At 55.1% G+C, this 23215-nt stretch carries 14 protein-coding genes; 7 read left to right on the top strand and 7 right to left on the bottom strand.

All coding sequences use genetic code 11. The annotated features are described in order from the left end of the window. Together FE845_RS08165 and FE845_RS08160 are read left to right on the top strand one after the other, a co-directional pair. Positions 1 to 1734, top strand: coding sequence for a SulP family inorganic anion transporter (locus FE845_RS08165; protein ID WP_200363309.1), 1734 nt, complete (start codon positions 1 to 3; stop codon positions 1732 to 1734). Positions 1735 to 1843: 109 nt separating this feature from the next. Continuing rightward, positions 1844 to 2503 carry an energy-coupling factor ABC transporter permease gene (locus FE845_RS08160; RefSeq protein WP_200363307.1) on the top strand — a complete coding sequence of 220 codons (660 nt, stop codon included), beginning with the start codon at positions 1844 to 1846 and terminating at the stop codon, positions 2501 to 2503. A 26-nt stretch (positions 2504 to 2529) separates the two neighbouring features. Here FE845_RS08160 and FE845_RS08155 read toward each other — a convergent pair whose 3' ends face one another. The 5 genes from FE845_RS08155 to gdhA form a co-directional block, all read right to left on the bottom strand. Continuing rightward, entirely contained in the window at positions 2530 to 4656 is a 2127-nt protein-coding gene (locus FE845_RS08155) for a putative bifunctional diguanylate cyclase/phosphodiesterase (protein WP_200363304.1), read from the bottom strand. Between the two features lie 115 nt (positions 4657 to 4771). Beyond that, positions 4772 to 5305, bottom strand: a complete 534-nt coding sequence (locus FE845_RS08150) for a response regulator transcription factor (protein WP_200363301.1) — start codon at positions 5303 to 5305, stop codon at positions 4772 to 4774. Further along, complete coding sequence (locus FE845_RS08145; protein WP_200363299.1) at positions 5302 to 6570, bottom strand: sensor histidine kinase; 1269 nt, start codon at positions 6568 to 6570, stop codon at positions 5302 to 5304. The genes FE845_RS08150 and FE845_RS08145 overlap by 4 nt, the downstream gene beginning before the upstream one ends. 17 nt (positions 6571 to 6587) lie before the next feature. Continuing rightward, positions 6588 to 9164: a PEP/pyruvate-binding domain-containing protein gene (locus FE845_RS08140; protein WP_200363297.1), complete on the bottom strand. Its 2577-nt coding sequence runs from the start codon at positions 9162 to 9164 to the stop codon at positions 6588 to 6590. A 17-nt stretch (positions 9165 to 9181) separates the two neighbouring features. Continuing rightward, a complete protein-coding gene (gene gdhA, locus FE845_RS08135; protein ID WP_200363295.1) occupies positions 9182 to 10531 on the bottom strand; it encodes an NADP-specific glutamate dehydrogenase in 1350 nt (449 codons plus the stop codon). A gap of 243 nt (positions 10532 to 10774) precedes the next feature. Between gdhA and FE845_RS08130 the strand changes: the two genes are divergently transcribed. The 3 genes from FE845_RS08130 to FE845_RS08120 all read left to right on the top strand — a co-directional run bounded on the left by FE845_RS08130 (position 10775) and on the right by FE845_RS08120 (position 17307). After that, positions 10775 to 12790, top strand: a complete 2016-nt coding sequence (locus FE845_RS08130) for a TonB-dependent receptor domain-containing protein (protein WP_227714188.1) — start codon at positions 10775 to 10777, stop codon at positions 12788 to 12790. 240 nt (positions 12791 to 13030) lie between these two features. Further along, positions 13031 to 14080: an efflux RND transporter periplasmic adaptor subunit gene (locus FE845_RS08125; RefSeq protein ID WP_320159675.1), complete on the top strand. Its 1050-nt coding sequence runs from the start codon at positions 13031 to 13033 to the stop codon at positions 14078 to 14080. Then, positions 14077 to 17307 (top strand): efflux RND transporter permease subunit, encoded by a 3231-nt coding sequence (locus FE845_RS08120; RefSeq protein ID WP_200363293.1) that lies wholly within the window; start codon positions 14077 to 14079, stop codon positions 17305 to 17307. The genes FE845_RS08125 and FE845_RS08120 overlap by 4 nt, the downstream gene beginning before the upstream one ends. On the opposite strand, the gene FE845_RS08115 is transcribed toward FE845_RS08120, so the two are convergent. After that, complete coding sequence (locus FE845_RS08115; protein ID WP_227714225.1) at positions 17304 to 17729, bottom strand: potassium channel family protein; 426 nt, start codon at positions 17727 to 17729, stop codon at positions 17304 to 17306. The genes FE845_RS08120 and FE845_RS08115 overlap by 4 nt on opposite strands. A 153-nt stretch (positions 17730 to 17882) precedes the next feature. On the opposite strand from FE845_RS08115, the gene FE845_RS08110 reads away from it, so the two are divergent. Then, entirely contained in the window at positions 17883 to 19133 is a 1251-nt protein-coding gene (locus FE845_RS08110; RefSeq protein ID WP_200363289.1) for an efflux RND transporter periplasmic adaptor subunit, read from the top strand. Next, positions 19130 to 22258, top strand: a complete 3129-nt coding sequence (locus FE845_RS08105; protein WP_200363287.1) for an efflux RND transporter permease subunit — start codon at positions 19130 to 19132, stop codon at positions 22256 to 22258. The genes FE845_RS08110 and FE845_RS08105 overlap by 4 nt, the downstream gene beginning before the upstream one ends. Before the next feature lie 25 nt (positions 22259 to 22283). Here the strand turns inward: FE845_RS08105 and FE845_RS08100 are convergent, their stop codons facing one another. Continuing rightward, the gene (locus FE845_RS08100) at positions 22284 to 23213 is read right to left on the bottom strand and encodes a MotB family protein (protein ID WP_200363285.1); all 930 of its coding nucleotides are present in this window, start codon (positions 23211 to 23213) and stop codon (positions 22284 to 22286) included. Positions 23214 to 23215: the final 2 nt, after the last annotated feature.

Genomic DNA, 23215 nt, shown 5'->3' with positions numbered 1-23215 from the left:
ATGAACTTCAAACGCTATTTGCCGATTCTTCATTGGGCGCCTGGGTATGGGCGCAGCCAAGCCACCAGCGACATGGTGGCTGCGGTTATCGTAACCGGTATGCTGATTCCACAATCTCTGGCTTACGCTTTGCTGGCAGGTTTGCCTGCGCATATAGGTTTGTATGCCAGCATTCTTCCCCTGATCCTCTACGCACTCTTTGGCACAAGCCGCACGCTGTCAGTGGGCCCGGTGGCGGTGGTCTCCCTGATGACCGCCGCTGCTTTGGCGCCTCTGGCTGAGGCGGGAAGCCCGGAATACGTTGCCGGAGCCATTCTGCTGGCCGTGATGTCTGGGCTGATGCTCACCCTGATGGGCGTCTTTCGGCTGGGGTTTCTTGCGAATTTTCTAAGCCATCCGGTGATCTCCGGTTTTATTACTGCCTCTGGAATAGTGATCGCCGCCAGCCAGCTCAAGCATATTTTTGGCATAAAAGCGTCTGGCCAAAATCTGTTGACCATCGGTCAGTCGCTGGTTGGGTCCTTGGGCGATACCAATCTGCCAACACTGCTGATCGGCACGGGAGCCCTGTTGTTCCTCGTATTTGCCCGCAAGCAGTTAAAGCCGCTATTAATCCGTTTGGGCGTGGGCTCGAGGCTGGCAGATATACTCACGAAAACCGCACCGATTCTCGCGATAGTGGTGACCACACTGGTTGCCTGGCTACTCCAGCTTGATACCCAAGGCGTTCGGTTGGTCGGAGTTGTGCCTTCGGGACTCCCTGAATTGATTATGCCCTCCATGGATTTGGGGCTTTGGCAGCAGTTGACCGTCAGCGCCTTGTTGATCAGCGTGGTGGGTTTTGTGGAGTCGGTTTCGGTGGGACAAACCCTGGCGGCCAAAAGGCGCCAGAAAATCGACCCGGATCAGGAATTGATCGGCCTAGGCGCGGCCAATTTGGGGGCGGGGTTTTCCGGTGGTATGCCGGTAACCGGGGGATTTTCCCGCTCTGTGGTTAACTTTGATGCGGGTGCGGAAACGCCAGCTGCGGGCGCCTATGCCGCTGTCGGGATTGCCTTGGCAACCTTGTTTTTGACGCCTGCCATTGCGTTTTTGCCCCAAGCCACGCTTGCTGCAACCATTATTGTTGCCGTGGCAACACTGATTGACTTGCCTGCACTGGGCCGCACCTGGCGCTATTCCCGTACTGATTTTGGCGCCATGCTGGCAACTATTGTGTTGACGCTTGTGCACAGTGTGGAGGCTGGCATTATTGCCGGGGTGCTGCTTTCCATAGGGCTGTTTCTGTACCGCACGAGCCGGCCCCACTGCGCGGTTGTTGGCAGAGTTCCGGGTACGGAGCACTTTCGGAATGTTCTAAGGCACAAGGTTGAGCTGTGCCCGAAAGTCGCCTTTTTGCGGGTTGATGAAAGCCTGTATTTTGCGAACGCCCGCTTTCTGGAAGAGGCGGTGATGGATTTGGCTGCTTGCGAGCCGGAACTGAAAGACCTAGTGCTGGTGTGCCCGGCGGTTAATCTTGTGGATGCATCGGCCCTAGAAAGTCTGGAGGCCATAAATGAACGACTGAAGGATGCCCGGGTTCGGCTACACCTTTCCGAAGTGAAAGGGCCGGTTATGGATCGCTTGAAGCGCACAGAGTTTCTCTCGCATCTGAGCGGGCAGGTATTCCTCAGCACATACGAAGCCTGGCAGGCGCTCACTGGTAACCAGAGTCCATTAAAAGATGCCGCCTAGATAAGCCTCTGTTCCGGTTTTTGCTGCGTATCACCTAGATCATTGGTTACGGAGCAGGTAACACCGTTATCATGTAGCCGGTCACGGGTTTCAGAGAGCGCTTTTCATTATGGGCATGACCGACAATCTGCTATCAACCCTGCAGTGGTTTGTAACGCTGTTTCTGTTTCTGCTTATCCTGTTGCAAGCAGCACGTTCTGTGCGTTGGCACACTTTGCGCTCAGATAATGTGCTTCAGCATTCCTTTTTTGGCGCTGCAGTTGCTTTGGGTTTTATTTGGCAGCTGCGTGCTGGCATCTACCCCGGTCTCGCAATTCATATTTTTGGCATCACCGCAGTCACCTTGATGCTTGGCTGGGGGCTGGCGGTTTTCGCCGGGCTATTGGCCCTGATTCTCACGGTAGTCACCGGCCGTGAACCGGTCACCATGTTTGCTGCCAACGGGCTGGTAACCGTTATGATTCCCGCCCTTGTGACCCATGGCATCATGCTTTGGGAACGTCACCGGAATTTCAGTAATTTCTTTGCTTACATCTTTTTCTGCGGCTTTTTCGGGGCAGGTATATCCGTGGCTGCGGCAGGGCTGGTGATGTGCCTGATGCTCTGGTTTAGCGGAGTGTATGAGTTTTCGGAGCTGGTTCATGATTATCTGCGGTATTTGCCGCTGTTCATGATACCGGAGGGCTTTGTGAACGGTACGATCGTTACTGGCATGATGGTTTTCCATCCGGACCGGCTAACAACCTTGGATCAGCGTCGTTATCGATAGAAAATCGGTGTTCGGGGTGCTTACAGCTACCAACCTGCAGTGCTTGTGAGCGCTGGCCTCATCGAGTCGGGATAGCTCTGGCGCCATTGCTGAACCCACTCCAGAACAGCCCCGGCGGGCATCGGTCGCCCAACTCCGTAGCCTTGCATATATTCGCATCCCAAATCCCGCAGAGCATGGGCATGATCCATAGATTCAACACCCTCCGCCAGAATGGGATGGTGAAACCGCTGGCCCATAAAAATCACACTCTCTACGATTGCCCGGTCACTGGAGTCATTGAGCATGTTGATCACAAAACTTCTGTCCACCTTTACCAGATCGATCGGTAAAGTGCTGAGGTAGGACAATGACGAAAAGCCTGTGCCGAAGTCATCCAGAGCAACGCGGAATCCCAGTTTCTGGCAGCGGGCAAGCACATCGCTGGCACGTTTTATGTCATCCAGTGAGGTCGATTCCAGCACTTCCAGAGTTATCTGTTCAGGCTTGATTGCCGGGTGTCTATGCAAATAGTTTTCGAGGTAGGGTGTAAAATTCCTGTCCATCATGTGTCGAGCACTGATGTTTATACTGACAGATAAATCCTCACCTGCATCGTGCCAGAGACCCATCTGAATAACCGCCTCTTCAAGAACCCAGCGGCCCAAAGGCACTTCCAGATGGCTGGCTTCCAATGCTGGCAGGAAGGCGTCGGGATAAAGCAGGCCTTTGTACGGATGGTTCCAGCGAATAAGTGCTTCAAAACCAATGATTTTGTAATCTGATATTCGTACTTGAGGCTGGAAGTAGAGCTCAAACTCCTTGTTGTCCAGTGCACGGTTGAGTTCTATGAGTTGCGCGCGTTTCTGTTGGCGATGCTTGTTCTGTTGCGGGTCAAAAACGTGCAGTAAATTTCGACCTTTATCTTTGGCTGCGTACACGGCCTGATCTGCGTGGCGAATTAAGCCTTCAGCATCTGCATTGTCCGTGGGATAGCGAGTAATGCCGAGACTTGCTGTAATACTGATTGATCCCGCTTCGCCGCCAAGATCCACTGGCTCGTTGATGGTAGACAGTATCCGATCATACATAGCGTCATGGTTATCGCTTTGCAGGATAAGGCCAAATTCATCGCCGCCTATCCGGGCCACTGTGTCGCCGCTGCGCAGGCCTTGCGCCAGACGGCTGGCAAGAACGCGCAGAATTTTGTCGCCTGTCTCGACTCCAAGGTTTTCGTTGATAGCCTTGAATCCATCCAGATCAATATAGCCCACCGACAGGCTTGTTTGATGGATATCCGCCTGTATCTGGGCTTGGCGCAATCGCTCTTTAAGCAGCTGCAAGTTGGGCAAGCCAGTGAGATCGTCGTAATTTGCCGCTCTATCTATGTCTTTGGCGTGGTTCTTCAGCTCTGTAATATCGGTGAAGTTGGCCACATGGTAATAGCTTCCGTGATCGTCCAGATGAATGCGGCTGATGGACTGAAGTTCCACAAATTCTTCCCCGTTTTTCCGTCGGTTCCAAATTTCCCCTCGCCAGAACCCAAACTCTTCAATGCTTTTCCACATAGATCGGTAATAGGTCGGGGAGTGGCGCCCCGAACTGAGAATGGAGGGGTTTAGGCCCAGAACGTCGGCACGGCTGTACCCGGTAATGCGTGAGAAAGCCGGATTTACATCAAGTATGCGGTTATTCTGATCGGAAATGATGATGGCCTCGTGGCTTCGGTCAAACACACTGGCGGCAATACGAAGGCCGCGTTCGCTGTGCTTGTGATCCGAAATATTATTCATAATCACGATGAAGCCCGGCGCCACCCCTTGTTCTTCACCAATAGGCAGCCCGTAGGCGTGAACCCAGAATGGCTCTCCGGTGCGGGTGTAAAGCAAAACTTCTTCTTCGAATTGTTTTACCCTGTGCAGTTCCCGGGCGATGCGTGTCAACGTTTTCGTGTCTGTAGCGGGGCCTTGAAGCAGTTCAGGGGGGCGAATGCCGAAGATATCTTTCAGTTGGTGCCCCGTATAGCCAAGAAAGCTGGGGTTTGCCCACTCAATTGTACCTGCTGCGTCAAGGATCAGAATCAAATTGCGGCTGGCGCTTGCGATCAGAGACAAGCGTTTGGAGTCAACCTTGGGGGTGGGCACTTTGTTTACTGGATCCTCTATATTTGGCATTGTTCAATTTTCGCCTCCGCGGACAGTTCAGCGGTCATATCTAGAAAGCAGTCGTTCAGGTTACCTCTGATTGTGGGATCTCGATTTGACGTGCGTCAAGTAGGGGTCTGATCGTTCAATTGCGCCAACGAGAGTGTTTCTGCAGTTTGCGTTGCAAGGTCCTTCGGTGCATGTGCAAGGCTCTGGCAGTGGCGGACACATTTCCCTCGTGTTCGTTTAGCACCCGTTGAATGTGCTCCCACTCCATTTCTTCCACCGACGGCGGCTCGGGGCGCAGACCCGGAACTGTTGTTAGCGCTTCAAATCCGTTCAACAGCTGGCTGACGGTAACCGGTTTGCATAAATAATTGATAGCACCCCGGCGCATAGCCTCGACCGCCGTGGCAATGCTGCCATAGCCGGTGAGTACCAGCACGTTAAGACTCGGTTGTAGAGCAAGTAGTTCGGGCAGCAGTTGCAAGCCGCTCTCACCAGCAAGGTTCAAGTCCAGCACACAGTTTCGAAATGCCTTTTGGTTCAATGCGTTGAGTGCTTCGGCTTGGGTTTGGGCCCCCGTGGCCTCAATCCCTTGGCGGCTTAAAGCCCGTGTAAGCACCTCCAGAAACGCAGCGTCGTCATCAATTAGCAGCCATTGTTCGCTAGCGTTCACTTACTGCCTCCTAAGCTCGCATTGTCGGTGTCCACTCCCGGCAGGTCGATGATCATGGTTGTACCCTGTTGGTCAACGCGCGCCTTCAAGGTGCCGCCCAAGCGCTGGATGGTCGCGTTGGACAGGAAAAGCCCTACCCCCAAACCATTTTCCGAGCCCACTATCTGTTCACCCAGTGAGTCTTGGAAAGCCTCTTCCAGCCCGTCGCCATGGTCTTCCACTATCATTTCGACCCGGTTGTTTTCGGCGCATCGCACACTGACAGCCACCCACGATGGGCTGGCTGTCAGCGCGTTCGCAAGAAGATTCAGAATGGCTTGGTCCAAAGTGGCGTCTACCGCAACCCGGCAGTCGGGAACCTTGGCTGGCCAATCAATGGGCGCCGCTGGCCATAAGAGTGTTGCTGATTCCCTCAGCCGTGTTACCCACTTATGGGCAGAGATGCTCTCCAGCTGGGCTGTTTTTGCTTGAGTTGCCGCACTGGTTAGTTGCTGCAGGTGTTGTCCGCAAAGCCCTAGCTGTTTTTCCATTTGGGCAAGATCTTCCGCCAAAACAGGGTCTGGAAACGCGGAGCGCATTTCATCAACGAGCAGCGTCATGGTGTTCAGCGGCGTGCCAAGGCGGTGAGCTACAGCCGCCGCAGAAAGCCCTAGGGCAATGACTTGTTCATCTCGCAACCGGGTTTCACGAATGTTGGATAACTGGGCCTGTTGCTGGCGTATGCGCCTTGCCAATGCACCTACAACCAACAGCAGAATCACTGCCGTCATCGCGAAAGTGACCCACATCCCGGCCAGATGCAGCTGTGCCAGATTGGCATCGTGATGCCCCTCGGTGATCGGCGAGTGCCAAATAACCAGAGCGGTATACACGCCAATGCCTGCCAAAGTCAGGGCAATGCTTTGGCTCAAAGGCACCAGAATAATGGCTACAGCGATAGGTAGCAGCAATAAAGAAACAAGCGGGTTAGTGTAGCCGCCCGTGAGAAAAAGCCATCCGCCAATCAGGGCCAGATCAAGGGCCAAGCCCAAACTTACACTGGTTGGTGAGCGTGGCGGTCTGCGGGTAAACCAGAGCCAGCCCAGCGTGGCGAGAACGCCGTAAAGCAAGCAAAGAATGAGGGCTTCCGCTCGGTGGGCAAGGGTTACAATGGTTTCTGCTACCGCGATCGCAACAAGCTGAAGACCAACAATGGCCAAGCGCATGCTGAGCAGGTAGCGGGCAGCTTGTCGGAAACCGGTTTGAGAGTGAGTGAGCCATTCCATGAGTTAATTGTCCGGTATCAATCTTGGAAATAGCAAACCAGATTTTGGCTGACCACATCGCCGGTCAGTTGTAGCTGTGTTGCGCGCAGGTCGAAGCTTTGTATGGCGGCCAAAGGCGTGATCTCTTGTGTGTGCCCGCCTATGTCGACAAGCCGATCCGGTTGATAAACACAGTTCCGACCATTGGGGAAAAGTGCTACGTAGGCGATTCCGGCTTCGACTAAATCCTGAAAAAAATGTGAGCCGTAAGAAAGGTCTGGCACCATATTGCCGTCCATTTCCGCGACCTCCACCAGCGCTGCAACGCCTGCGATGTCTGCAAAGCGAACTGGTACACCCAGTTCCGGGCTGCTTGTTCCCCAGCGACCAGGGCCTATGAGCATAGTTTTGCCATTTTCTGTGCGCACTTGCTCGCCCACAAGGCTGGCAACCTCGTATTTTTGGCTCACGGTTAGTTGGCTGTAAACGCTCGCGTTCACCCGAATAACTCTTTGGATTCCGAGGTTTATGTTACCGCCCATGAAGTGTCCGACTGTACGGAATAGTAAATTCCGGTTAGATATCTCCGTGGGTATTTCGGTCGCGGTGGCTTCACCGATGGTAGCCAGCGGTCTGCACTGCACTAGGTTAAAAGTCGGTTCACCGACACTGTTCAGATGCAGGGTAAACTCCACATCGACCGGGTGGCTATACCCAGCTTCCAGCGCGTTCAGTAGGTTGGAAAGGCGAGCCACGAAATGGCCATTGCGTACGAGAGGCTGGAAGGTTAGTCGCCATACTGGTGAAGGCAAACTCAGCTCCCTTGCTCGCTGGCTGGCGGCCTGATCTACTTCGCCCAGGTGGCTGAGGGGTAGGTCTGAAACCTCTTGGGTAAGCTGGCTCAGTGGGCGTGTAGACAGTTTTCCTTCCCGTAGATCGAGAACATCCAGAAGGTGTTGTGAAAACCTGTAGCTCTCATCTTGATTTCGAAAGGGCTGACGGAGCGGGTAGTCCAGTGCCATAACGCAGGCGTGGTCGTCTTCAATTCGGTCAACAGCGCGTGTACCTAAGCCCATGACTAAGCGAACCATGCCCGCGGCGGGGTCCATGTCAGTGTCCCAAGCAAAGGTATTACGAGAAACACCAACACCTGCAGCATCTGGTAAATAGTAGCGCCCATGGAAGCGGCCATTAACTCGTTGGATCAGCAGGGCCATAGGCTCTTCTTTCTGATCTAACCCGTGTTGTTTGCGGTAGACCAGAGCGTCATTACTCATGGTGGATGCATAGACCTTGCGAATAGCGTCCTCAAGCGCAGCAAGGCGGTGTTCTGGTGCACCTTGATTGACTAGAAAAACGCTATCGTACTTACCGGCAAATGCGTTGCCGAAACCATCTTCTTGCAGACTGCTTGAGCGCACCAGAATCGGGTATTGGCCATAATGGTCTAGCAGGCGTTCCAGTTCGGCACGGATTTCTGGCGGGAAACTGCCTGCAAGCAAACCTTGGCGTAGTTCAGAAGCCTCGCTGAAGTAACCGTCGGCAGAGCGCTGGCGCATGATCGCTGGCCACAAACCATTGTGAACGAGAAAGGCGTAATAGGCATCTGAGCCCAGATAACTGGAGTCATGGGGCTCGAGACATTCCTGCCAGATGTCGGGCTTGTCGGTCAGCAGAATGCTGCGAGCTATCAGCATGCCAGCGGCTTTTCCACCAATGTAACCGCTTCCAACCATGCGGGCACGTATGGCCAGTAGGTCTTCAAGGCCAAGATAGTTCCTAGCCAAATCCAGCATGCGTGGATCCCGGCTAATCAGGACATTCAGCACGCGGTTTTGAATATCTGCAACGTGTTCTTGGTCACCACCTTCAAGTGCGCTGGCTACTTGCATAAACAGCCTGTCCCAGTAGTCCAGCAGCGGTTGGCGGTGCAGCTGGGCAAGCTCCAGACCTGCCTGAAGGCGGGTGGCATTACTGCTGTCGTCTACCGGGACAAAGCGGCCTTTGTGCTCGGTGTGCGGTAGAAACATGGTAGGGGATTGCCGACACCAGACTTTGATCGGCTGTATCTGTACGTCCTCACCTAGCCGGTGAACGTCCACCATAACTTGAGTGGTCTGTCGGATTCGATCCAAGGTGGTACGGGAGTGCCGATCCGGGTGCAGGGCAAACCAAGCGACGGTATCTAACTCAAAGAGGAAGGGGCAGACCACCCTAAAAAAATTACCGACCATGGCGTCGGTGGCCCAGGCGTCTAGGAGGTCGCTCAGGCAATCGCATACATAGAATGCGCCACGGCCATGTTCTTCAATTAGGCGCCAAACTCTTCCGGTAAAGGCCTCGAAACCACCCAGAGCGTCGACATTTTCGACATGGATGTTGGCACTTTGGGACACCAACGGCGGGTGTTGGCCGAAACGGAGGTAGATGATACGGCGCCCGGCGGACGCCGCAGACTCAATAAAAGGAGTAACGAATCGGCGATAGTCGTCTAGATCGCTGACTCTCCAGACCACATTGTCGCCAATTCTTAGGCCGTCAAGAACATCATCAAGCCCCGGGAGGCCAGTGGAAACCCGGTTATCATCCTGTAGGTTTCCGCCGCTCCCGTTCATGTGTTGCTACTCCGTGGTCAAATAACGCCCATGGACTGCATGGCGCGGGCTACCTTGATAAAGCCGGTAACGTTGGCGCCCAATACATAGTTGCCCTCGGAGCCAAATTCGGCCGAAGTTTCATAGCAGCTCTTGTGGATATCGATCATGATGTCCTCAAGGCGCTTTTGTGTGTAGTCGAAGGACCAAGAGTCACGGCTTGCATTCTGCTGCATTTCCAGAGCGGAGGTTGCTACGCCTCCGGCGTTGGCTGCTTTGCCCGGGCCGTACATCAACTTGGCATCTTGGAAGATGGCAATACCTTCCGGCGTTGTTGGCATGTTGGCGCCCTCAGCAACTGCTATGCAGCCATTCTCTACCAGAGTTTTGGCATCGTTGGCATTAAGCTCGTTCTGGGTGGCGCAAGGGAGTGCGATATCGCAGGGAACAGACCAGATGCTTCCGCCTTTGACGTATTTTGCATCTTTGTGGAACTCGGTATAGGCACTGAGGCGGCGACGATCCACCTCTTTGATCTGCTTCAGAGCAGCCAGATCAATACCTTTCTCGTCAACAATGATGCCGCCGGAGTCGGAGCATGCAATAACTTTGGCACCTAGCTCATGAGCTTTTGCAATGGCGTAGATGGCGACGTTACCAGAGCCGGAAACAACCACTTTTTTGCCTTCCATGGAGTCGCCACGGGCCTTCAGCATTTCCTGTGTAAAGAACACTGTGCCATAGCCGGTTGCTTCGGTACGTGCGCGGCTGCCGCCCCAGTCGAGGCCCTTGCCCGTAAGTACGCCGGACTCGTAGCGGTTGGTAATTCGCTTATATTGGCCGAACATGTAGCCGATTTCCCGCTTGCCCACGCCGATATCACCGGCTGGAACGTCTGTGTATTCACCAATGTGGCGATACAGTTCGGTCATCAAGCTCTGGCAGAAACGCATGATCTCATCATCGGAGCGACCTTTGGGGTCAAAGTCGCTGCCGCCTTTGCCGCCACCGATGGGCAGGCCGGTCAGGGCGTTCTTGAAGATCTGTTCAAAGCCCAGGAATTTGATGATGCCCAGATACACCGACGGGTGGAAACGCATGCCGCCTTTGTATGGCCCCAGAGCACTGTTGAATTCCACGCGGAATGCGCGGTTGATATGGATTTCACCCTTGTCATCCTGCCAGGGCACCCGGAAGATAATCTGACGCTCGGGCTCACAGATGCGTTGGATAATCTTCTTCTCGGCAAATTCCGGGTACTTCACCAAAACAGGGCCGAGTGTTTCCAGAACTTCATGTACAGCCTGGTGGAACTCGGTTTCACCCGGATTGCGGTGCAGAACGTCTTCGTAAATCAGCTCCAGTTTCTCATCGAGTCGGGCAGCCATAAAAGTCTTCCTCATTTCGGTTCTTGCTTATTGCAGGAAAGTGGAAAGGATGGTGGAAAAATGGGGCGGTGATTTGATCATATTGCGGGCAATTTGGCAAGCGAGTGCCAGGCAGGCGTTTGAACACATACCCCCATAGAGATGCGGCATTGTGTCTCACGCGCGTCGCATCCGGTCTGTTTATCATTTCCAGACAGTTTTGCTCTCCAGATTGATAAAAGAACCGTTCCGGGAAACCCTTGTATGAAAGACCGAGTATTTGCGAGCTGCGCAAAATCAGTTGTGATGGGCCTCGCAGTATTGCCAGCGCTGACCGCCGCTCAGACCACCGAAGACAATCTGGTTATCCGGGTAACCGAGGGCCGAACCAGTGAAAATGCCTCAGCTGTGCTGGCAAGTGAGCCGGTAAATCGGTTGGCTTCGGACCCGTCGGTCTCTCTCTCCCGAATGGGTGGTCGTGGTCTTGAGCCCATAATACGGGGGCAAAGTCAGGAAAGAGTAGACGTGTTGCTGGATGGTATTCGGGTAGAAGGTGCTTGCCCCAACCGCATGGACCCGCCGACCAGCCGCCTGAGCAGCGCGTTGACCCCGGCTCTGGAAGTCAGAACCAATAATCGCACATTGCGCTGGGGCCCTATTGCCGGTGGACAGGTGATTGCTACCACTGCCGCCCCGACGTTTAACGGGCAAGCCACTACCGGGCAGGTAACCCTTGGCGGATCGGACAACGGTAGTGGGAAGCTGGTAAACGCTGCTGCGGCAGTGGGCAGTGAGGATGCATGGCTAAGACTGTCAGGGGGCTATGACAAAGCAGATGATTACAAAGACGGCGATGGCAGCAAGGTGCGTAGCGCCTATGAAAATGCTGAAGGTCGCGTTGATGCTGCGTGGACGGCGGGGAGCGGACTCTTTATCAAAGGCATGGTCAGCCGGCAGGAAGAAAGCGATGTGAAATATGCCGGTTCCGGCATGGATGCGCCCCAAACCGACACAGATATTTACCGCTTGGAAGTTGGCTCCCCGATAGCGAAGGGCGAGTGGAGCTTGTTGGCCTGGCAGGCAGATGTAGACCACATTATGGATAACTTCAGCTTGCGGCAGGCTGGCATGATGAAAATGCAGACGGATTCCATCACCGAAACCCGCGGCCTGCGTTTTACTCTTGATCAAAGCCCTACTGGTTCAACAGACTGGGCTATAGGCGCAGATGTAGAGACCAACGACTGGGATGCCACCCTGCTTAACCTAACCAACCCCATGCCAATGACCGTATCACTTATGTGGCCCGGCGTGGAAAGGGAGCGTGTTGGGATGTTTGCTGAAGGCTTTCAGCGCATTGCACAGGATATAAAAGTGGGAGCGGGCCTAAGATACGACCGTGTGGAGATGGATGCCACAAAGGCCGGAAGTGTTGCGAGCATGAATATGACCCCCGCCATGCTATACCAAGGTGCCTATGGAACAACCGAGGTAGAAGTTGAAGACAATAATGCTAGTGGATTTGTCTCTGGTGAGTGGCGCTTGCCTCAGAATCAGGCGGTGACTCTCACAGGCAGCCGCAGCGTGCGAAGCCCAAGTGTTACCGAGCGCTATCTGGCTCGCAACACCATGAGTGACAGTTGGATTGGCAACCCCGATCTGGATACCGAAAAACACCACAAATTGGAGTTGGCCCTAAACGGCAGTAAAAACCAGTGGAGTTGGAAGCCGGTTGTTTGGGTTGATCAGGTGGATGATTTTGTACTGCGCTATAAAGAAACTCAGGCTCAATGCGGCAAATCCAAAGGTTGTACCCGTTATAAAAATATTGATGCGCGGTTGTTAGGTGTTGAAGTAAACGTCGGCTGGACAGACGGCACATGGACCAGCAGCAGTACGCTGGCTTCCGTTCGCGGTGAGAACCGTGATGATAATAAAGCCCTCTCACAAATTCCGCCGGTTCAGTTTGTGCAAACGCTGGGCTGGCAGAGCTTGGGCCACAGTATTGAAGCGCAGTGGCAGCTAGCTCGCCGTCAGGATCGCATCGATCCACTGTCTGGTCTGGATGCGGGAACCTCACCGGGGTATGGGGTGTTTAACCTTTCGGGTAGTCACCCGTTAATGGAGTACCTCACTTTTAGCTGGGCTCTGGATAACCTGTTTGATAACACCTGGGCGCCACATGTGAGCCGCGCAAACACAGACCCGTTCAATGCAAGCGCTGTGCGCGTGAACGAACCGGGACGCACTTTGCGCGCTGCACTGACGGCCAGATGGTAAACCCAGCAATGGCGGTTGCCCGCTACTCATAGCCAGCGGGTAGCACTTCGCCCCGTGCTGGATTTACTCCCCCTGCACGGGGCTTTTTTTTGTAGAAGCCGTTCTGAGCCGTCCCATTTGCTATGGACTATGCTCTGAATGAGAAAACGGCATGACTGAGGACTATTGGCTATGTCTTACTCTTGAATATATTGATAACCTATGGTTATTACCTAATAACTGTTTTCTAGGTGGCTGGTGGTGAGACACATTTCTGTACTGGGCGCGATTGTGCTTGGGTTGGTTTGCGCGGCACCCGCTCTGGGTGCGGACACGTCTGGCCAGTTGCAGACTGCGCCAGTTGAGCGCAGTGAGCTGCAGGAAACCTTGATGCTGGATGGTGTGATTGAGGCGGTTCAGCAGAGTACCGTATCTGCACAAACCAGCGGCACCGTTCAGCAGTTACCTTTTGATGTAGACGATTCGGTGGCTGCCGGCGATTTGATTGTGCAGCTGGATAGCAGTGAGCAGCGCGCCCGGCTCAATCAGGCGCAAGCTGGCCGGGACGAAGCCAGAGCTACTCTGGATGATGCCCAGCAGCAATTTGACCGGATTGAGAGCATCCACGAGCGCGGGCTTGTGTCCCGGCAGGAGTTTGATCGTGCCAGGAACAATCTGGCGGGTGCGAAGGCACGGTTGGAGCGCGCCGAGGCCTCATTGGCTGAAGCTCGTGAACAGTTGAGTTATACCCGTATTATTGCGCCTTACGGCGGCATACTGACGGAGCGTCACGTGGAACTTGGTGAGTCCGTCAGCCCCGGTCAGCCCCTGCTCAGCGGGCTATCCCTGGAGCAGTTGCGGGTTGTTGTAGATCTGCCCCAGCAATATGCAGATCTGGCCCGGCGTGATCGTCAGGCGAAGGTGACTCTGGGCGATGGCCGGGTGCTGGAAACCGGCGATATGACGTTTTATCCCTACGCCAATCCGGAGACGCACACCTTCCGTTTGCGGATGCGCCTGAATGAGCCCAACGGCTCGTTGTTTCCGGGCATGCTGGTGAAGGTGGGCGTTCCGGTCGCTGCGCGTGAAGTGTTGTGGATACCCGCCAGTAGCCTTGTTCGCCGCAGTGAGCTGAGGGCCGTGTTTGTGCTGGATGAACCGAACCGCCCACGGTTACGGCAGGTTCGTACCGGTGCGCAGCAGGACGACCGTCTGGAAGTTCTGGCAGGGCTGAGCGAAGGTGAGCAGGTTGTTATCTATCCCGGTGAGCTGGTGGGTTCAGATCGCTTGAGCAAGGAGGCTGGGAATTGAGCAGCAAACTGCCTCCGGTCGGCCCGTCAGGGGCGATTGCCCGGGTTTTTCAGGATAACCATCTAACGCCTTTGATAGCGCTACTGTCTATCATTTTGGGCGTGCTTGCGGTTGTGGTCACGCCAAAAGAGGAAGAGCCGCAGATAGACGTCACCATGGCGGATATTATGATCGCGTTCCCGGGGGCCAGCACCCAGGAAGTGGAAAGCGCTATCGCAACGCCTGCCGAGCAGGTAATGAGCGAAATTTCCGGCGTTGAACACGTGTATTCCGTGTCCCGTCAGGGTCAGGCCGTTATTACGGTGCAGTTTGAAGTCGGCATCCCGCGGAAGGAAGCGCTGGTTCGGCTTTACAACCAGGTGTATTCCAACCAGGACTGGCTGCCGCCGGAACTGGGTGCCTCTCAGCCGGTCATCAAACCCAAAGGCATTGATGATGTGCCGGTCATGACACTGACCCTCTATGACCCGGTTAATGGTCATACCGGAGAAGAACTGAGGCGCCTGGCCCACATGTTGGAAGTGGCGCTCAAACGGGTGCCCGGAACCCGGGATGTTTACACCGTGGGCGGCGTGCCCGACCGGGTGGATATCCATTTTGATCCGGCTCTACTTGCCGGGTTCAATCTTACCCTCGGCGATATTCGCGATGCCCTGAAAGCCGCCAATGCCAGCGCTCAGGAAACCCGCATTACTCGCGACAACCTGTCCGTTCCGGTTCAGGCCGGCACTTTGCTGGAAAGCGTCGACGATGTGCGCAGCCTCGTGGTGGGCATGCACGCTGGCGCAGCGGTGTATCTGGGCGACGTAGCCAGTGTCAGTCGCGGTGGCACTGCGCCGGACCAGAGCGTAATGACCGGCTTCGGGCCAGCAGCAGATGCCAGCAGTGTTGGCCAGTCTGGTGATGTGTACCCGGCCGTGACACTGGCCATCGCCAAGAAGCCCGGGCAAAACGCCGTGGATATCACTCGAGCCATCGAGCAGAGGTTGGAGCAGATCCGCAACCGGGCTTTGCCTGAAGGTGTGGAAGTGATTGTTACCCGGGATTATGGCGAAACGGCCTCTGCTAAGGCGCAGAACCTCATCTCTGACCTGATATCCGCCACCTTGGGCGTGGTTCTGCTGGTGCTGATCGCCATGGGTTGGCGTCAGGCACTGATCGTCGGCATAGCGGTACTGATTACCCTGTTGCTGACACTGGTATTCAGCTGGGCCTGGGGCTTTACCCTGAACCGGGTGTCCCTGTTTGCCCTGATTTTCTCCATCGGTATTCTGGTGGATGACGGCATTGTGATAACCGAAAACATCAACCGCCGCATTCGCAATTCCAACCACCCCTTGAAGGACATTATTCCGGTAGCGGTGGATGAAGTGGGTACGCCCACCATCATGGCCAGCCTGACCATTATGGCGGCGCTGCTGCCTATGGCCTTTGTGAGTGGTTTGATGGGGCCTTATATGAGCCCCATTCCCATCAACGCATCCGCCGGTATGGTGCTGTCCCAGATCGTTGCGTTTGTAGTCGCGCCCTGGTTGGCGTTCCGGTTGTTGAAGCGCAAAGAAGGCGAAACCGTTACGGAATCGGAAGAATCCGGCAGTTCCGCGGACGGGGTCAGCCCCATGGCCATGAAAATATTTGGCGGTGTTCTTACGCCCTTCCTGGGCGAGCACCACTGGCGTCGCCGCTTTCTGGCACTCGGCGTGATCCTGCTCACTCTGGCAGCGGCTTCGTTGCCGGGGTTTCAGGCGGTGATCATGAAAATGCTGCCTTTCGACAACAAATCCGAGTTCCAGATTGTGGTTGATATGCCCGAGCACACGCCGGTTGAACAAACCCAGCGGGCGCTTCTGGAGATGGGGCATTATCTGGAGACTGTTGACGAAGTGACCAGCTGGCAGAGCTACGCTGGCACCGCAGCGCCCATCAACTTCAATGGTCTGGTGCGTCAGTACTACCTGCGTAGTGACCCCTATCAGGGCGATATTCAGGTGAATCTCAGCGATGAGAGCGTGCGCCCCCGCCAGTCCCACGACATTGCCCAGGCGCTGCGTGCGCCCTTGACCGCCATTGGCGAGCGCTACGACGCCAGCGTCAAGATTGTTGAAGTACCGCCGGGGCCGCCTGTACTTTCGCCCGTGGTGGCAGAGATTTACGGTGCCGACGCTCATCAGCGCGCCAAACTGGCTCGCTCCGTAGCTGCCGGTATGGCAGAGGTGAAAGGGCTTGTGGATATTGATACCACGCTTGAAGCCCCCACACGGCAGTGGGAAATAGTAGTGGATCGCGCCCGGGCTGCCCGTTTGGGCGTATCTCAGGCGCAAGTGGTTGAGGCGTTACAAATGGCTCTGGGTGGTATGAACGTCAGCTTCTTGCACGACGATCATGCCAAATACCCTGTGCCTATTCGGGTAACGCTTGAGGATGCCGATAAGGCTCAGCCATCGGTGCTTATGTCTCTGCAGGTGCTCAGCCGGGCCGGTAATCTGGTGCCTTTGGCCAGCATTGCTCAGGTGCGTGAAGCCGACTGGATGGGAGCCGTCTACCACAAGAACTTACTGCCGGTGACCTATGTAACCGCCGATATGGCAGGGGATATAGATTCACCCTTGTACGGCATGTTTGCCATGGTGTCGCTACTGCAGCAGCATGAAGGCGCGCCGGAGCAGTTCTTTATTGATCAACCACCTCTGCCGGAAAAAGGCACGCTCAAGTGGGACGGTGAGTGGCAGATTACCTATGAAACCTTCCGGGATATGGGCGCAGCCTACAGCGTGGGTGTGTTTATGATCTTTGTGTTGCTGGTGGCGCAATTCCGTTCGTATATTCTGCCGTTGGTGATCATGGCACCCATACCGCTCACCTTGATTGGCATCATGCCCGGGCATGCTCTGTTGGATAGGGAGTTCACGGCAACCAGTATGATCGGGATGATTGCACTGGCGGGCATTATCGTGCGCAACTCCATTCTACTGGTGGTCTTTATCCAGCAGCTTCTGAAAGAAGGTATTGAGCTGGAAAATGCCGTGGTTCTGGCAGGCGCCGTGCGCATTAAGCCGATAGCCCTGACGGCTGTATCGGCGATGGTGGGCGCTTACTTCATCCTGAATGACCCGATTTTTAACGGGCTGGCAATCTCGCTGGTGTTCGGACTTGCGCTCTCTACCTTGCTGACCGTTGTGGTAGTACCCTTGCTTTACTACACGCTGGCCAGGTGCAAGTGGATTTAGCTGCCTGTCCAGTAGCGCTGCATCTTCATAAACAGGAACGAGGCGCTCCAGGTGATCAATACTAACCCTGTGAGCCCCTCGATTCCGGTCAGAAAACGTAGCGCGCCCAAGGGCTCGATATCACCGTAGCCAACGGTGGTGAAGGTGCTGAAAGAAAAGTAAACGCAGTCCAGAAAACTGCCGTTGAAGTTGCCTTCCAGCGTGCCCCATGTATCGGCGTGGTGCATGAAAAAGTAGGCCGCTGCAAACACCCACACCTGTGCCGTGTGGGCGAGCAAAACACCAAGGACGGCAGTGACCAGACGCAGGTTGTGCTGGGAGTGCATTACTTTCAAAAGTGCGCTCAGGCGAACAAGAGCCTCGCGGTGCATAAGCACAACCAGAACCACAATGAAGGAGTTGATGATTGTGGCGCTGAGCAGGTTTGCATAGTCTTCTGAGAACAAACGTATAGTACTCCTGAAGGTACTTTTTATAGCCATTTTAAAGCAATCGGGAGGCCTCTTTCAGAGGTGTCTCGTTACTCGTTCCCGTCTTGTGGCGGAGCTTTATTTACCTTAGCTGGCCCACACGCTATGTCCAAACGATTTATACCCGTAATTATTCTAGCAGCCGGAGTTTTGGGCTTTCTGTTTCTGAAAATGACCCGTCCGGAGCCAGCTCAGGTGTCTGCTACCGAGCGTAGCTGGCGGGTAGAGGTTCAGCGGGTTGAACCAAAAGCCCACACCCCTGTTTTGCCTCTGTACGGCGAGATAGTAGCGCCCGAGCAGGTATTGGTGGTTGCCACCATGGCTGGTCGCATAGGTGAGCGGCCCGTCGCCGAGGGGCAAAGGGTTAGCAAAGGTGACCTGTTGGTGGCTTTGGATGCTCAGGATATTGAACCAGCGCTTGCCCAGGCAAAGGCTCAAGTGGCTGACCTTGCGGCTCAGATTCGCTCAGAGCAGGTGCGTTATCGCAACGACCAAGTGGCGCTGAAAAGCGAGTTGGCCATTCTGGATAATGCCCGCAGGCAAAGAGAGCGTACTCGATCTTTGGTAGACCGTAATCTTGCATCCCAAGAGAACTTGGAAAGCGTAACCGACGGTGTGGCCAGAGCGGAACTCAGTGCCAGTAATCGCCAGCGCGCTATCGATGAACACCCGGCGCGGCTGCAAAGTTTAGAAGCCAGATTGGCTCAGGCCGAGGCAACACTGGCCACCACCCGGCGAGATGCCGAGCGCGCCCGAGTTGTTGCGCCGTTTGATGGCGTAGTAACGGATGTTCAGGTGGCGGTAGGCGATCAAGTATCAAGAAACCAGAAACTGCTCTCGGTCTACGCCACAGAAAGCATGGAACTCCGGGCCAGAGTGCCCGAAAGATATCGCCCTGAGCTGCTGAATGCGTTGGCCAAAGGCATGGATCTCTATGCGTACAGTGATAAGCAGCAGGTTCGTTTCCGGCTCGAACGTTTTGCTGGCACCAGCGACCCTGCTGGAACCGAGGCCATTCTCGCGTTGGTAGGAGACTCAGCGGGCTTACGCCCGGGTGCTCTTTTGCCCGTCAGCCTTGAACGGCCGCAGCGTGGCGGAACGGTGGCTATTCCCTTTAGCGCTCTATACGGCGCCGATAACGTATACCTGATTGCAGACGATGGCCGCATGCAGCGTGTCTCTGTTGAACGGGTTGGCGAAGCACTTTCCGCCAACGGCGAGAGGCGTCTTTTGATTGCCGGTGAAGCGCTCAAACCGGGCGTGCAATTGGTTGTTACCCACCTTCCGAATGCGCTTACCGGACTGAAGGTAGACATAGCAAATACAGGTGAAGACAAAGGGAGCGCCCCGGAATGAGGCGCAAAAAAGGCGTCATCGGCTTTTTTGTACACCACAAGGTTGCCGGCAATCTGGTGATGTTGATGATGCTGCTCGCCGGTACCTTGGCGCTTACCCGCATGAACGTGCAGTTTTTTCCCACCTTTGCGCTCGATATAGTCAGCGTGCGGGTGGTTTGGAGTGGTGCCTCTGCAGAGGATGTGGAGCAGGGCATTACCGATCCGCTGGAACAGCGGCTGCGCAGTGTGAATGGTCTCAAGAAAATGACCTCCACCTCGGCCCAAAGCATTGCCTCTATCACTCTGGAGTTTCAGGAAGGCACCAACCCGATCACTGCGCTGGATGATGTGCGCCAGCAAGTCGATGAATTCAATAACCTACCTACAGACGCCGAAGAGCCCCGAGTCGCCCGTATCGAGCGTTACGAACCTGTTGCCCGCCTGTTGATGTTCGGAGACGTTGATCGCAGCGAGTTGCGGGCTTTGGCTTACCGCTACGAAGACGAACTCTTGCAACAGGGCATAGACCGGGTGTCTTTTCGGGGGTTGCCCGAGCAGCAAATCAGTATCGATATACCTGTTGAAAGGCTGGAGACCTTGGGGCTTACACTTGGGCAGGTTGCCGACAGAGTGGCTTCGGTTTCGCGGGACTTGCCCGCCGGAATCATGGCGCAGCAAGACTCGGCGCGGGAGCTGCGGTCCGTAGAGCAAAGGCGCAGCCCTCAGGCGTTTGAATCGCTACCGCTCCTCAGCGATGAGCGTGTTCAGCTGCGGTTGGGGGATATAGCCGATGTTCGTCAAGAAGACCGCGATAGCCAAGTATCTCTTACCCGCAATGGTTTTCCGGCCATTGAATTGCAACTGCAAAGAGCCGAGAACGGCAACTCCTTGGCAGCCGCCAAGGTTTTGGAACAATGGCTTGAAGATACCCGGGCCACAATGCCGCCGTCGATACAGTTGGAAGTTTACGACGAGACCTGGCAGCTGCTGAACGACCGTATTTCCCTGCTCACTAATAACGGTCTCAGCGGTTTGATATTGGTTGTTTGCCTGCTGTACCTGTTCCTCCCCGGGCGCGTTGCACTTTGGGTGGTGGTCGGTATTCCCACGGCGTTTCTGGCGGCATTGGGCGTGTTCTGGCTGATTGGTGGCTCTATCAACATGATGTCCTTGTTTGCGTTGATTATGGCGCTGGGGGTTATTGTTGATGACGCCATTGTTGTTGGGGAGGATGCAGACGCCCACGCCCGCATGGGCGAGGCTTCCATCTATGCCTCGGAAGGCGCAGCCAAGCGCATGGTTTGGCCGGTGCTGGCGTCGTCGTTAACCACGGTTGCGGCGTTTATGCCATTGCTGGTGGTGGGTGGTGTTATCGGTAATATCCTTGGTGATATTCCGGTCATCATGATCTGCGTACTTATTGCATCTTTGCTTGAATGCTTCATTGTTCTGCCTGCGCACTTGCGGCATGCCTTTAAACCTCGAAATGCCAATAAGGATGTGCCAGAGCCTGCGGCGCCTAGCCGCAACCCCATCGCACGTTTCCGTGTGGGTTTTGAACGCCGCTTTGACCGTTTTCGAGAAGGTCCTTTTCGCCGGTTTTCCCAGCGCAGCTTGGAGCACCGCGGCATAACCATGGCCTGCGTGGTGGCTCTGGCTATAGTGACCCTGGGCCTGCTTGCTGGTGGTCGCCTCGGATTCAACTTCTTTCCAACGCCGGAACCCTCGGTACTTTACGCCAACGCCAGTTTCGTTGCGGGCACAGACAGCAAAACCGTTGATCGGTTTATGGCGGATATGCAGAAGACGCTAAACGAAACAGAGGCGGCGCTGGGCGGCAACCTGATTCTGCACGCCGTTACCACGGAAGGCGCAACACTGGGCGCGGGAGGGAGCTCCCGCTCCGGTGATGAGTTGGGTTCTATGATGATTGAGCTAGTGCCTTCCGACCGGCGCCCCGTGCGCAACCCGGAATTCATCAACGAATGGCGCAGCCGACTGGTCCTGCCTGCGGGGCTGGATAATCTGGCCATTTCCGAGCGTCAAGCCGGGCCTCCAGGCCGGGATGTGAATGTGCGATTAACCGGTGACAGCTCACAGAACCTGAAGCTTGCTGCTGAAGAGCTGGCACAGGCGTTATCGACTCTGCCGGGCGTATTGGATGTAGAAGATGACATGCCCTGGGGCCGGGAGCAGTTAATCTACCAAACCAGTGCCTACGGCGAAGCCTTAGGGCTCACCACAACCGATCTGGGGCGCCAATTGCGGGCGGCTTTCGATGGTCGCGTCGCCCAGATTTATCAGGACGGTCGTGATGAGATGGAAGTGCGTGTGCAGTTGCCTAAGGAGCAACGTGAGCGCTTATCCACTCTGTCTCGCGTGACGGTGCGCACACCCGACGGCCGTTTCGTGCCACTGGGGCAAGTGATGAACCTGAATCACCGTCAAGGTTTTGAGGCATTGCGCCACGCCGACGGCAGGTTGGCGGTTGAAGTTACCTCTGCCCTGAACACACGGGTAAGCACCACGGCGCAAATTATCGAGAGCTTGGAAGCGGATGCCTTGCCTGATATCGCGAGCCGCTACAACGTACGCTACAGCTTTGAAGGCCGGTCGGCGGATCAGCGGGAAACCATTGCCGATATGAAAACCGGTTTAGTCGTCGGTATCGCCTTGATGTACGTAATATTGGTGTGGGTCTTCGCCTCTTGGAGCCTGCCGCTGATCGTGATGGCTATTATTCCGTTCGCACTGGTAGGTGCCTTACTGGGCCATTGGGTGATGGGGATTCAGCTTACGGTTCTATCGCTGTTCGGGTTGTTTGGTCTCGCGGGCATTGTGGTGAACAACGCGATCATTCTGGTTTCCTTTTACAATCATCAGCGAGAGAAGGGTTTGGGGATTAACGAAGCGCTGAATGAGGCGGCTGTGCAGCGGGTGCGCGCCGTATTGCTGACCTCCCTGACCACCATTGGCGGCTTGCTACCGTTGTTGTTTGAGACCTCGCTGCAAGCACAATTTTTGATCCCTATGGCCACCTCTATAGCGTTTGGCCTGGGCCTATCGACCGTTCTGGTGTTGGTGATTATTCCGGCCCTGCTCTCTTGGCTGGAACAGTTTCGTGAATGGCGGGGGCTTAGATGACCGGATACGCTAACTGACGGTCGGGCTACCAGGTAATACTGTCCAAACCTGCTCCCGGGCCGAGAGGGCGTATATCGATAATGGTTTCGCGCTCGTTGGTCTCTTTTTCTATCAACTCCCGAAGCCGCAACCGTTCTTCTTCTAGCGGATCGGACATATCGATAATGATTTCGACGCGTCGGTTTTTTGCGCGGTTTTCCGAAGAGGTATTGCCTACTCTGGGCTCAGTGTCGGCCAAGCCTTTGACAGCCAAGCGCGTTGGTTCAACCGCACCTGTAGCCAATAGAACGTTCGCGACAGCTGCGGCACGAGCCGCCGAAAGGTCCCAGTTGCTGTAAAAGCGTTCCGTTCGGATGGGGATGTCATCGGTATGGCCCTCCACCGTAAGCTTGCCCGGCATATCGGCCAGTACTTTGGCCATCTCCAGAAGCAGGCCTTCAAACTCCCAGGTTAGCTTCGCTGAGCCAGAGGAAAACGAACCCTTTTCTTCAACTCGAATCACGATTCGATGCTGATCTTGGTCTGTTTCTACTGTAATGCGCCCGTCGTCGATAGCATCTTCAAGCACCTCTTGAATGCTTGCAGTTCTGGCTTCAAGAGCTTCTTCTGCTGCTGCGTCCAAAGCTTGTTCCGTGGGGCTTTTAAGGGTTTGCAGTTCCGGCTGTTGATCGGTAGTGGTTTGTTTAACTTCGTTAACCAGCGTTGGCTCCGGAGGGGCAGGCGAAAATGTGTCAAAGACCGGGCTGGTGCCCATGGGAATTTCCAGTGCCGGTACGTCTCGCTGCACACCAAAGGCTTTCGACAGTTCGCCTGCAATCTGCTTGAACTTCATTGCGTCGATTTCGGAAAACGACAGCAAAAGCACAAAGAAGCACATAAGCAGCGACATCAGGTCGGCAAAGGTCACAACCCAAGCTGGAATACCCGGTTTTTCTTCTTCTGGAAGCTCGTCCATGG

Source organism: Marinobacter sp. 1-4A (genome assembly GCF_016597725.1).
Classification (GTDB): domain Bacteria; phylum Pseudomonadota; class Gammaproteobacteria; order Pseudomonadales; family Oleiphilaceae; genus Marinobacter.
The sequence above is the reverse complement of the archived record's forward strand: the minus strand, read 5'-3'. Positions and strand labels throughout refer to the sequence as shown.